At 55.8% G+C, this 13,156-nt stretch carries 7 protein-coding genes; all 7 read left to right on the forward strand.

The annotated features are described in order from the left end of the window. Nucleotides 1-378: 378 nt before the first annotated feature. Nucleotides 379-774 (forward strand): type VI secretion system tube protein TssD, encoded by a 396-nt coding sequence (gene tssD / locus I2I04_RS16875; RefSeq protein ID WP_004310139.1) that lies wholly within the window; start codon nucleotides 379-381, stop codon nucleotides 772-774. A gap of 110 nt (nucleotides 775-884) precedes the next feature. Then, nucleotides 885-2,648, forward strand: a complete 1,764-nt coding sequence (locus I2I04_RS16880; RefSeq protein WP_004314531.1) for a type VI secretion system Vgr family protein — start codon at nucleotides 885-887, stop codon at nucleotides 2,646-2,648. Nucleotides 2,649-2,654: 6 nt separating this feature from the next. Next, entirely contained in the window at nucleotides 2,655-4,031 is a 1,377-nt protein-coding gene (locus tag I2I04_RS16885) for a hypothetical protein (RefSeq protein WP_004310137.1), read from the forward strand. Continuing rightward, complete coding sequence (locus I2I04_RS16890) at nucleotides 3,997-4,284, forward strand: immunity 17 family protein (protein WP_004314530.1); 288 nt, start codon at nucleotides 3,997-3,999, stop codon at nucleotides 4,282-4,284. The genes I2I04_RS16885 and I2I04_RS16890 overlap by 35 nt, the downstream gene beginning before the upstream one ends. Nucleotides 4,285-4,302: 18 nt before the next feature. Further along, nucleotides 4,303-8,754: a DUF6531 domain-containing protein gene (locus tag I2I04_RS16895; protein ID WP_149936932.1), complete on the forward strand. Its 4,452-nt coding sequence runs from the start codon at nucleotides 4,303-4,305 to the stop codon at nucleotides 8,752-8,754. 2 nt (nucleotides 8,755-8,756) lie between these two features. Then, on the forward strand, nucleotides 8,757-9,197 hold the full coding sequence (locus tag I2I04_RS16900) for a hypothetical protein (RefSeq protein ID WP_004309690.1): 441 nt from the start codon (nucleotides 8,757-8,759) through the stop codon (nucleotides 9,195-9,197). A 12-nt stretch (nucleotides 9,198-9,209) separates the two neighbouring features. Continuing rightward, nucleotides 9,210-13,156: DUF6531 domain-containing protein (locus tag I2I04_RS16905; RefSeq protein WP_195211121.1), on the forward strand; the 3,947-nt coding region annotated here is incomplete at its 3' end.

Below are 13,156 nucleotides of genomic sequence, written 5' to 3' on the forward strand. Positions count from 1 at the left end.
TCTACAAGTGTTATTGTACAATGCCAGGAATCAATTTAATAGCGACACATCATCAACGGGGCGTGTTTCTAATCATATAGGACAGTGGCTTTATACACGAACATTAGTTTAAAACGTGTTAAAATGAAAATAACAGCAAAAAAACGCGCTAAAAAATTTGGAAAAATGAATATAAGCACTTATATTTGCTCACATCAAAGATGATGTTTTATTTTCTTCTCTTTTTCCCACAATAAAACTGAGTCATCCGGAGGCTGAGAGGAAATTTCAAAAAATCGTTTTTGAGGTTTTCTCTTTTTTGCATCTATACCGGTTAGGGCGCAAGGACGGAGAAACCGAAGTAAAATAATTAAGTTTAACCCATTAAATCCAAGTATTATGGCATTTAGAGCATCATTGGAACTTAACAACAAGGAATTTGACGTCCTTTATTCAAACTATGAGTTTAGTCGTAACACAGACCCTAAAGGTATGCCCTCTTCAAGCGTATTGGGTGGTAGAGTAAAAGCAACCATCGAATCAACAGAAGACACTTCTGTCATCGAAGCGATGTTGAACAGCCCTTTCAAACCTGTAGAAGGAAAGATTATCTACAAAAAAACGGAGGAAGATGCCAAGATGAAGGAGATCCAGTTCAAGAACGCATACATCGTTCACTACTCGGAAACTCTGGACGCGAACAACGATGTGCCTATGACAATCACCATTACGTTCTCCGCTGAAGAAATCATCGTCGGCAGCGCAGCTCTTGACAACCGTTGGCCGAAGAAATAAATCGGCGTACATAGGTAAATCCTAAATCAAAACATTTGTCAGGCCGTCCGACGGACTTCCGCCGGGCGGCTTTGGCAATTTGGATATAAACCGTCAAATATAATGCCGCCATGCTGGAACAAAAAAAAGTCACATTGGAAATAGCCGGCATACCCATGCCGTCGTTTGTGCAGTTGATGCTCAAACAGAGCATCAATGAGCATCACTACTTTGAGATAACGCTGGATATCCAAGCCATAGAAGCCTATGGTGTGGAAATCCCGGAGGCGTCAAAAGACTGGGTTGGGAAAAAAGTAATCATGGACTTCGGCGGCACTATTTTTGTCGGCGTGGCCACCATGGTGGGACTTCATCGTTCCGGTGGAACACACGGAAATATAAAAGTGACGGGATATTCGTCAACATTCCTATTGGAGTCAGACCACACTTGTGCCTCATGGTGCAACAAATCCTTGTCTGACATCGTTAAGGAACTTACAGACAAGGCGGGAGTGCAAGCTCTTGTCAATCCAGAAACGAAATCGAAGTTGGAATACGAATGCCAGTACGAGGAAACCAACTTCAGATTCATACAACGGCTTGCCCGCCAATATCAGGAATGGCTCTACTACGACGGACAGAACCTTGTATTCGGGAAGCCACAGGCCGGCTCGACGACCAAGCTGACATACGGCGAGGAACTATCCGTGCTCGATGTCTGCTCGCAGACACTTGCCCGACCAATAAAGGGAAGTTCTTACCATTCGGTGAACGACCAGACCTATAACGGCCAATCCCCCGATACCGCAGCCGGACAAAACACATTGGGACAAGCGGCCTTTGACTCGTCATTGGCTTTGTTTACCGCTCCCGCTGTCCAACGGGCGGAGCCGCGCATAACCAATAAGGGTGAACTTGACGCCTATTTCCAACGCAGGCAGCAAAGCGACAGCGCCGCATCCAGTTTCATCACCGGGGAAAGCGATTGCCGCATCCTCACGGTGGGCAGTATCATAGATGTTCATACCGCTATCCATACAGGAATAGGTATCCACGTAAAAAATAGCATCGGCACCTATATCATTACGGAAATAACCCACGTAGCCGGTATGGGTGACAGTTACCAGAACTATTTCACCGCACTTCCGTCCTCTATTCCCACCCTTCCATGCCCGGATGTACCTCTGCCTGTCGCTCATACACAGCAGGCCGTGGTTGTCAGCAACGAGGACCCGAAAAAGTTAGGCCGCGTCCAAGTCAAGATGAACTGGCAGACCGGTCCGATGCAAACCTCGTGGATACGGGTGCTCACTCCCGACGCAGGTACAAGCGACAAAGTGGCCACAAACAGAGGATTTGTATTCATACCCGAAAAGGGAGACCAAGTCATGGTGGCATTCAGATATGATGACCCGAACCGTCCGTTTGTACTTGGCAGCTTATTCCATGGAAAGTCAGGCACCGGTGGCGGCAGTTCAAACAAAACAAAAAGCCTGACTACCCGCAGCGGTTGTACCATAACGCTTGATGATGAAAAAGGAAGCGTTATGATGAAAGATAAGGAAGGCAACAGCTATACGGCAGACGGAGAAGGAAATATCACAATATCTGCCTCTAAAAGCATCACCTTATGTGTTGGAGAAAACAAAATAATGATTGATAGCGAAGGCAATATATCATCTAATGCGGAAAAGGACATAACAGAGTCCGCGGGTGCCAATATTGCGCAATCGGCAGAAAATATTGATTGTACAGCAGGCAGCAATTATAATATCTCCAGTACTGATTTTACAGCAACCGGCAGCAGCAGTGCCACGGTCAGCGGTACAACAAAGGCTACGATAGATTCTTCCGGAACCACAGCCGTAGCCGGAACTATTGTCAAATTGAATTAACAGCATATGAGCAACGCCATACAACAAATAGCAGACAAGATGCTCTACCAATGGGAAGATGCAGTCAGGAAACCGGTCAAGTTAATCCGTATCGTCATCAATCCGGGAGACGAAAGTATGCTTGATGCTTTCTATGACTATATGCTTGCCCTTGATAGCGAAGAGGAAGATATGGTGTTCCTCATAGAACTTCCGTTCAGTTCCAGAACCGATTTCTCAAAAGATGTTGTAGGGTATATTGCACAACAAGTAGAATACTGGAATAACTCAAAGAAACCCGAAGATATTGTCTTTGAACGTGTTGATTGGATAGCTGATTATAAGTCGGAAGAAGCGGAAAACGATGCCTCCGTCGCAGTTGCCAACTTCAACAAGCTGACAGAATCCCTTGTAAAAGGGACTGATATGAAATGCAGTTTTGTCTTTAACCTAAAGAACACATACGACTATGACGGATGTCGTGAATGGTTTGAAAAGGCTCTTGCTCTGCCATTCCACAAGCAAATGGTATGGGGGATATCCGACATAAAAGACTATGAACAGTTTGGCAAACTAATGGCCAAACACTCCAATGACGCGGTGTCTATTTATCCGCCAATAGATTTAGACGGTGCAATGGAGCAACTCGCGGAACAAGCGGCGAATGAAGATAAGAGCGACCCGGCAGCCTCGAATTTCAGGCTGGCATTAATCAAACTGATGAACAGTGTGAAAAAAGGGAACGCAGCGCAAACAGAGGAATTTGCGAAGAAATGCCTCGATATTGCTCTCGAAAATGTGAAGAAAGACATTAACTGGATCAGTCAATTTGTAACCGTATATACAATTCTATATACAGACCAGATTTCCCGTAAGGACCACAAGACGGCCATGTACTTTGCCGACAAAGCCGTAGAAGCCGCTGAAATCGGGGAAGAAAAATTAGATCCCTCTTTAGCTTGCCGATTGCTCGGAAACACCTTATTGGGGAAAGCCTCCATCTATGTACGAGAGTCGCTTTGGAAAGAAGCGGCAGAGACGTACTATCGCGGTGCTGAAGCATACTCCAGATGCAACGATTACCTAATGCAAAGTGAAGCATTGAGGCTGTGTGGTTGGTGCCGGGAAAATAATTATGAGAAATCGTTAGCTGCGGAATGTTATGTGGAAGGTTTCAGACTTTCAGACAAACTTTCCATAGACCTGATAAAGAACTCCTCTTATCCTCTCCTGTTATTAAGCCTGCTAAACAGTTCGGCACGCTCCAAGCTGGTCAGTGACGATGAAATAAATGAAGTTCTGACCAAAGTGTTAGGAGATAACTGGGAGAATTATTTGTATGAGTATAAAAGAAATTTAGGAAAATACAATGGAATGGCTGACCAACATATTGCGAAATCTTGAAGGGCTGTTCACTAATGCAACCGAATATGCCTATGCGAACCCTAAAGTGGGGTACTTAGTAGTAATCTTTCTGCTATTGGTTTGGCTTGTCGGACTGATATTCGACTGGAAATGGACATACGCCAGACCCGGAAGCTGGGGAGGAAATTTCTTTCTTGACTTATTGGGTCCAACCGGATTCCGATTTTGGCTCGGTGTAATTATTGTGATTGCCATTGTTGCATCTGCCTATTTGTATTTTCGAGTTAAATAACGATAAAAACTGACAGTTATGGCGGACACAGGCTATTTCGACAGCGTAAGTGCTAACCTAAAGACCGGCGTAGGCGCGCAGGTCAAGGGTATCTCGGAAGGCGTCAAGGCGAACTCCGAGGCCGGTGTGTCACCGTCCGTCAATGCCCTCGACACGGGCGTCAAGGCGGCAGCCGCCATCGGCGGCCTTGCCGACGGCCTGAGCGAAGCCGCGATGCTCCCCGTACTGGGTGCCATGGGCATGAAGGGCATGGCCTGCCTGCCTATCTCCAAGCAGCTCGACCCTGTCATCGGCGTGGACATCCACCTCGTGACGATACCCCCGTCCCCCGTCGTGCCGATGCCTCACCCTTATGTCGGGATTCTCCTCCGTCCGCAGGACTTCATCGCGGCGGCGGTCTCCTCGTTCATCCCCCCGCCACCGACAGCGGAACAGACGGGCGACGCCGACAGCGCGAAGCTCGCCGAGGTGGGCCACACCGTGCTGACGATGGCCGTCGGGATGCTGGGCGCCACCGTCAAGATAGGCGGCTTCATCCCCCGCGCGGTTGCATCCACCCCCACGCGGAGCATCCCGCACATCCCCATGGGCGCAGGCTGGGCGGCCCCTTCAGCGGCGATACCCAAGAACAACGGCCACGCCTTCATGGGCAGCCTGACGGTACTTGCCGACGGGATGCCCTTCTCGGGCGGCGGCGCGCACCTGCACCTTGACTGCAACGACGTGGGCATACCGAGCGTGCACAAGGTTCCGGGCATGTTCCTGCCCACGGGTGTCATCAACCCGATACCTCCCGCCAGACAGATACTCACCAGCCCGGTCCCCGTCCCCCTCAACCCCATGGCGGCACTCGCCCGCAAATGCACGGGGGCGTTCGGGCGTTTCTACAAGAAAAAGACCAGGAAGCTGGCGGACAGGCTGCACAGCAAGGTCAACAGGACGATAAAGAGCGAATCCCTGAAGAACATGCTCCACAAGGCCATCTGTACGGTCACGGGCCACCCGGTGGACGTGGCCAGCGGCACGTTCTTCACCGACGAGGAGGACTTCTGGCTCGACGGCCCGGTGCCCCTGTCATGGGAGCGCACGTGGTACAGCCGCAGCGACTACCGGGGTCCTCTGGGCAACGGGTGGCACCACGCCTACGACATGGGCGTCGTCGCGGACACGGAAGAGGGCACGCTGACGCTCCGCATGAGTGACGGCATCCCGGTGGCCTTCCCGCTGCCTACAGCGGAGGAACCCTCGTTCATCCTCTCCGAACGCAAGGAGGCCCGTCTGGAACAGGACGGCGGCTACTGCGTGTGGGACATGGCCGAGGACCTCTACTACCGCTTCACGCGCAAGGAGTACGATTCCGTGCGCCTGCTTGAGAGCGTGACCGACTGCAACGGCCTGGGCATCCGCTTCGACTACACGAAAGAGGGCCTGCTGCGCTCCATCACCGACAGCGCGGGCCGCCGCCTGAGGGTGGAGCACGACACGAGAAGCGGACGCATCCTTGAGATATGCGGCCCGCATCCGGAAGATCCGGAGAAAGAGATTACCCTCGCCTCCTACGAGTACGACGCCGACGGCAACATGACCCTCCAGCGCAACGCGGCGGGCGACGTGATGACATACGAATATGCCGGAAGGCTCATCGTGAAGGAGACATGGCGCAACGGCCTTGCGTGGTACTTCGAGTACGACGGTACGGGCGTGGGTTCGCGCTGCGTACACACGTGGGGCGACGGCGGCATATACGACCACAGGCTCACGTTCCGGGAGGGAGTGACCGAGGTGCTCGACAGCCACGGAGAACTGACGGTGTACCACCACCGCGGCGGCCTTGTGTGGAAGAAGGTCGATGCCAACGGCGGGGAACACCTGTGGCGTTACGACGACAGCCGCCGGCTTCTCGCACAGACGGACCCGCTCGGTAACAGCACCCTGTACAGGTATGACCGCTGGGGGAACTGCACCGACAGCTCCGACCCGTGCGGCGGCAGCGTGTCCGCCGTGTATCCTGCCAAGGGGAACCTGCGCAACCGTCCCGTATCCGTTACCACGCCGGACGGCGGCACGTGGGAGTTCGGCTATGACCGCTCGGGCAATCTGGTGAGCCGCACCAACCCCGAAGGTGCCGTCACGAGGATGACCTACCGCAACGGTGCGGTGGCATCGGTGAAAGACCCCTACGGCGTGGTGACGAGGCTCGCCTATGACCGTTTCCATAACCTCACGGAAGCCTCCGACAGCCGGGGGAACACCTCGCTGTACGGCTACGACCTGCTGGGCAGGTGCGTGAGCGTCACCAACCCTAAGGGTGCGGTACAGAAAAGGGAATACGACCCCGTGGGCCGCGTGGTGCGCGTGCTCGACTTCGACGGCAACGACATACGCCTGTCCTACGACGGGATAGACAACCTCACGGAATACCATGACAACGTCCAGCACGTGGAGTACGGCTACTCCGGCATGTGGAAGCTGACAAGGCGCCGCGACCACCGGGGCGTGGTGAGCTTCCGTTATGACCGGGAGGAACGCCTGCGCCGTGTGACAAACGAGAGGCTCCAGAGCTACGAGTTCACCCTCGACGCTGTGGGCAACGTCACCGCCGAGAAAGGCTTCGACGGGGCCGTCCGTCGTTACCTGCGTGACAGGGGCGGACGCGTCGTCAGGGAGACGCTGCCATCGGGAACGGAAAGGGAATACGGCTATGACGCCTGCTCGCGCGTGACGTGCGTCTCATACCCCACGGCAGGCGACCCCGACCAGACCTACGCCTACGGGCTGTCCGGCAGGCTGGTGCAGGCATCGAGGGGGGAAAGCACGGTGGAGTTCGCATACAACTCCCTGGGGCTTCCGGTCCGGGAGACGGCTGACGGCAACACCATACTCCGCACCTACGACCATACCGGCAGGATACTCACGCTCGACAGCACGGCGGGGGCCTCGCTGCGCTACACCCGCAACGGCTACGGGGAGCTTGAGGGGTTCACGGCCACCGGCGGCAGCGACGCCGACGGCGCGGGCTCGTGGGAATCGGCACACCGCCACGATACGCTGGGCTTCGAGGTGGAGCGCATCCTTCCGGGAGGCATTGTCCGCTCGTTCGCCTATGATGACATAGGCCGTCTGGTGGATGCCCGCACACGCAAGGACTCGCGCACACGGCATATGCGCCGTTACCGCTGGGGCGTCGCCGACAGGCTGTTGTCCGTGGAGGACAGCAGGCGTGGCGAGACACGCTACTCCTATACCCCGACGGGGCAGCTCGAAAGGGCGGAATACCCCGACGGCAGGGTGCAGTGGAGGAAGAGCGACCAGACGGGAAACCTGTATCCCGACCCGGACATGAAGTTGCGCCGCTACCTCGGTGGCGGACGGCTGGAGCAGGACGGCGAATGGCACTGCGAGTACGATGCGGACGGCAACCTGACGGAACGCTACCTCGGCACGGGAAGGTGGCTTGACGGCAAGAAGGACCGCTGGAGATACCGGTGGAACGCCGACGGCTCTCTGGCAAAGGTGGTGCGGCCCGACAAGAGGGAGGTGGAGTTCACATACGACGCGCTCGGGCGCAGGCTCTCCAAGAGCTTCGGCACGACGGTGACGCGGTGGGTGTGGAACGGCAACGTGCCGCTGCACCAGTGGAAGCAGCATAGGGAATACTCCGTCATGGAGGACAGGTGGAATACGGACACGGAACGCCGCAACATGACGGTATGGCTCTTCGACGAGGAGTCCTTCGTACCGGTGGCCATGCTCAAGGAAGGCAGGTCCTACTCGATACTGACCGACCAGCTCGGAACGCCGACGGAGGCATACGATGCCGAGGGCAACGAGGTGTGGAGCCGGGTGCTTGACATGGACGGGAACGTCATCGAGGAGACAGGTAACAAGGGGATGGTACCGTTCCTGTTTCAGGGACAGTACTATGACCGGGAGACAGGGCTGGCGTACAACAGGTTCAGGTATTATTCGCCGCAGATGGGAATGTATGTCTCACAAGATCCGATTGGGTTGGCTGGGGGAATACTCAATCTGTATGGGTATGTGATAGATGTGAATACAACTGTGGATATCCTTGGGTTAAGTAGCAAAAAATTAGGTAAAAATATAAATGCTAAAATAGGTGATGGCATGGAAAATCATCATCTAATACCAGAGGAGGTATGGAAACAGAATCAGGTCATGTTTGATGCTTTAGGTCTTGATATGGATAGTGCGGATAATGGAAGGCTTGTTCCTGATAGTGATAAAAGAAGAATGCAGTTAGGTGAAGCTGTATATCATAGAGGAAGTCATCCTAAATACTCACACCATGTGAAAAGTCGAATAGCTAAAATCAGAACTAATTGGAAACCTGGAGTAAATGATGACGCTACTCGAAAAAGAATTAGACGATTACAAATTCAACTCAATGGACAAATTCGAAAAGGAAATGTTCCTCGAGGTAAATGTTCATATAATAAAATAGGATAAATATGGAAAACTTAAATTCATATCGACTCGTAGATAAGTCTGAGTTCGATGAAATTAATCGTTTAGCTGAAGAAGCGAAACAAACAGCAAAAATTGCCACAACGGATGCAATTGAACAACAATTAACCAAGATGAAAGATTTCATAAATAATTTTATTGCAAATAAAAATAATGAGGAAGATGATATTGAAAATTATGCATATTCATTTGGATCTTTATTTGGAAATCTTATAAAGACCAAATATGATTGGGAATGGTATCAAATTATAGTTGATGGAGAAGAGTTTTATTGTATTGCTTCTCCCAAACAACGAGCTTGTTGTATATGTCATAATTATTTTTATTCAATACTCGAAGGATCTCACAATAACAATTTCAAATTGTTGTTCAATATGATTAAGAAAGATTATCCGTCATCTTGGAATTTTATGGTACTATCATAAAGACTGACAGTTATGGCGGACACAGGTTATTTCGACAGCGTAAGTGCAAACCTAAAGACCGGCGTAGGCGCGCAGGTCAAGGGTATCTCGGAAGGCGTCAAGGCGAACTCCGAGGCCGGTGTGTCACCGTCCGTCAATGCCCTCGACACGGGCGTCAAGGCGGCAGCCGCCATCGGCGGCCTTGCCGACGGCCTGAGCGAAGCCGCGATGCTCCCCGTACTGGGTGCCATGGGCATGAAGGGCATGGCCTGCCTGCCTATCTCCAAGCAGCTCGACCCTGTCATCGGCGTGGACATCCACCTCGTGACGATACCCCCGTCCCCCGTCGTGCCGATGCCTCACCCTTATGTCGGGATTCTCCTCCGTCCGCAGGACTTCATCGCGGCGGCGGTCTCCTCGTTCATCCCCCCGCCACCGACAGCGGAACAGACGGGCGACGCCGACAGCGCGAAGCTCGCCGAGGTGGGCCACACCGTGCTGACGATGGCCGTCGGGATGCTGGGCGCCACCGTCAAGATAGGCGGCTTCATCCCCCGCGCGGTTGCATCCACCCCCACGCGGAGCATCCCGCACATCCCCATGGGCGCAGGCTGGGCGGCCCCTTCAGCGGCGATACCCAAGAACAACGGCCACGCCTTCATGGGCAGCCTGACGGTACTTGCCGACGGGATGCCCTTCTCGGGCGGCGGCGCGCACCTGCACCTTGACTGCAACGACGTGGGCATACCGAGCGTGCACAAGGTTCCGGGCATGTTCCTGCCCACGGGTGTCATCAACCCGATACCTCCCGCCAGACAGATACTCACCAGCCCGGTCCCCGTCCCCCTCAACCCCATGGCGGCACTCGCCCGCAAATGCACGGGGGCGTTCGGGCGTTTCTACAAGAAAAAGACCAGGAAGCTGGCGGACAGGCTGCACAGCAAGGTCAACAGGACGATAAAGAGCGAATCCCTGAAGAACATGCTCCACAAGGCCATCTGTACGGTCACGGGCCACCCGGTGGACGTGGCCAGCGGCACGTTCTTCACCGACGAGGAGGACTTCTGGCTCGACGGCCCGGTGCCCCTGTCATGGGAGCGCACGTGGTACAGCCGCAGCGACTACCGGGGTCCTCTGGGCAACGGGTGGCACCACGCCTACGACATGGGCGTCGTCGCGGACACGGAAGAGGGCACGCTGACGCTCCGCATGAGTGACGGCATCCCGGTGGCCTTCCCGCTGCCTACAGCGGAGGAACCCTCGTTCATCCTCTCCGAACGCAAGGAGGCCCGTCTGGAACAGGACGGCGGCTACTGCGTGTGGGACATGGCCGAGGACCTCTACTACCGCTTCACGCGCAAGGAGTACGATTCCGTGCGCCTGCTTGAGAGCGTGACCGACTGCAACGGCCTGGGCATCCGCTTCGACTACACGAAAGAGGGCCTGCTGCGCTCCATCACCGACAGCGCGGGCCGCCGCCTGAGGGTGGAGCACGACACGAGAAGCGGACGCATCCTTGAGATATGCGGCCCGCATCCGGAAGATCCGGAGAAAGAGATTACCCTCGCCTCCTACGAGTACGACGCCGACGGCAACATGACCCTCCAGCGCAACGCGGCGGGCGACGTGATGACATACGAATATGCCGGAAGGCTCATCGTGAAGGAGACATGGCGCAACGGCCTTGCGTGGTACTTCGAGTACGACGGTACGGGCGTGGGTTCGCGCTGCGTACACACGTGGGGCGACGGCGGCATATACGACCACAGGCTCACGTTCCGGGAGGGAGTGACCGAGGTGCTCGACAGCCACGGAGAACTGACGGTGTACCACCACCGCGGCGGCCTTGTGTGGAAGAAGGTCGATGCCAACGGCGGGGAACACCTGTGGCGTTACGACGACAGCCGCCGGCTTCTCGCACAGACGGACCCGCTCGGTAACAGCACCCTGTACAGGTATGACCGCTGGGGGAACTGCACCGACAGCTCCGACCCGTGCGGCGGCAGCGTGTCCGCCGTGTATCCTGCCAAGGGGAACCTGCGCAACCGTCCCGTATCCGTTACCACGCCGGACGGCGGCACGTGGGAGTTCGGCTATGACCGCTCGGGCAATCTGGTGAGCCGCACCAACCCCGAAGGTGCCGTCACGAGGATGACCTACCGCAACGGTGCGGTGGCATCGGTGAAAGACCCCTACGGCGTGGTGACGAGGCTCGCCTATGACCGTTTCCATAACCTCACGGAAGCCTCCGACAGCCGGGGGAACACCTCGCTGTACGGCTACGACCTGCTGGGCAGGTGCGTGAGCGTCACCAACCCTAAGGGTGCGGTACAGAAAAGGGAATACGACCCCGTGGGCCGCGTGGTGCGCGTGCTCGACTTCGACGGCAACGACATACGCCTGTCCTACGACGGGATAGACAACCTCACGGAATACCATGACAACGTCCAGCACGTGGAGTACGGCTACTCCGGCATGTGGAAGCTGACAAGGCGCCGCGACCACCGGGGCGTGGTGAGCTTCCGTTATGACCGGGAGGAACGCCTGCGCCGTGTGACAAACGAGAGGCTCCAGAGCTACGAGTTCACCCTCGACGCTGTGGGCAACGTCACCGCCGAGAAAGGCTTCGACGGGGCCGTCCGTCGTTACCTGCGTGACAGGGGCGGACGCGTCGTCAGGGAGACGCTGCCATCGGGAACGGAAAGGGAATACGGCTATGACGCCTGCTCGCGCGTGACGTGCGTCTCATACCCCACGGCAGGCGACCCCGACCAGACCTACGCCTACGGGCTGTCCGGCAGGCTGGTGCAGGCATCGAGGGGGGAAAGCACGGTGGAGTTCGCATACAACTCCCTGGGGCTTCCGGTCCGGGAGACGGCTGACGGCAACACCATACTCCGCACCTACGACCATACCGGCAGGATACTCACGCTCGACAGCACGGCGGGGGCCTCGCTGCGCTACACCCGCAACGGCTACGGGGAGCTTGAGGGGTTCACGGCCACCGGCGGCAGCGACGCCGACGGCGCGGGCTCGTGGGAATCGGCACACCGCCACGATACGCTGGGCTTCGAGGTGGAGCGCATCCTTCCGGGAGGCATTGTCCGCTCGTTCGCCTATGATGACATAGGCCGTCTGGTGGATGCCCGCACACGCAAGGACTCGCGCACACGGCATATGCGCCGTTACCGCTGGGGCGTCGCCGACAGGCTGTTGTCCGTGGAGGACAGCAGGCGTGGCGAGACACGCTACTCCTATACCCCGACGGGGCAGCTCGAAAGGGCGGAATACCCCGACGGCAGGGTGCAGTGGAGGAAGAGCGACCAGACGGGAAACCTGTATCCCGACCCGGACATGAAGTTGCGCCGCTACCTCGGTGGCGGACGGCTGGAGCAGGACGGCGAATGGCACTGCGAGTACGATGCGGACGGCAACCTGACGGAACGCTACCTCGGCACGGGAAGGTGGCTTGACGGCAAGAAGGACCGCTGGAGATACCGGTGGAACGCCGACGGCTCTCTGGCAAAGGTGGTGCGGCCCGACAAGAGGGAGGTGGAGTTCACATACGACGCGCTCGGGCGCAGGCTCTCCAAGAGCTTCGGCACGACGGTGACGCGGTGGGTGTGGAACGGCAACGTGCCGCTGCACCAGTGGAAGCAGCATAGGGAATACTCCGTCATGGAGGACAGGTGGAATACGGACACGGAACGCCGCAACATGACGGTATGGCTCTTCGACGAGGAGTCCTTCGTACCGGTGGCCATGCTCAAGGAAGGCAGGTCCTACTCGATACTGACCGACCAGCTCGGAACGCCGACGGAGGCATACGATGCCGAGGGCAACGAGGTGTGGAGCCGGGTGCTTGACATGGACGGGAACGTCATCGAGGAGACAGGTAACAAGGGGATGGTACCGTTCCTGTTTCAGGGACAGTACTATGACCGGGAGACAGGGCTGGCGTACAACAGGTTCAGGTATTA

The organism is Bacteroides sp. 1001136B_160425_E2 (assembly GCF_015559655.1).
GTDB lineage: Bacteria > Bacteroidota > Bacteroidia > Bacteroidales > Bacteroidaceae > Bacteroides > Bacteroides luhongzhouii.

Bases quoted from the DNA above. Each gene is read 5' to 3' on its own strand.
- I2I04_RS16900 (WP_004309690.1), top strand. From the start codon at position 8,757: ATGGAAAACTTAAATTCATATCGACTCGTAGATAAGTCTGAGTTCGAT.
- I2I04_RS16895 (WP_149936932.1), top strand. From the start codon at position 4,303: ATGGCGGACACAGGCTATTTCGACAGCGTAAGTGCTAACCTAAAGACC.
- I2I04_RS16885 (WP_004310137.1), top strand. From the start codon at position 2,655: ATGAGCAACGCCATACAACAAATAGCAGACAAGATGCTCTACCAATGG.
- I2I04_RS16880 (WP_004314531.1), top strand. From the start codon at position 885: ATGCTGGAACAAAAAAAAGTCACATTGGAAATAGCCGGCATACCCATG.
- tssD (WP_004310139.1), top strand. From the start codon at position 379: ATGGCATTTAGAGCATCATTGGAACTTAACAACAAGGAATTTGACGTC.
- I2I04_RS16890 (WP_004314530.1), top strand. From the start codon at position 3,997: ATGGAATGGCTGACCAACATATTGCGAAATCTTGAAGGGCTGTTCACT.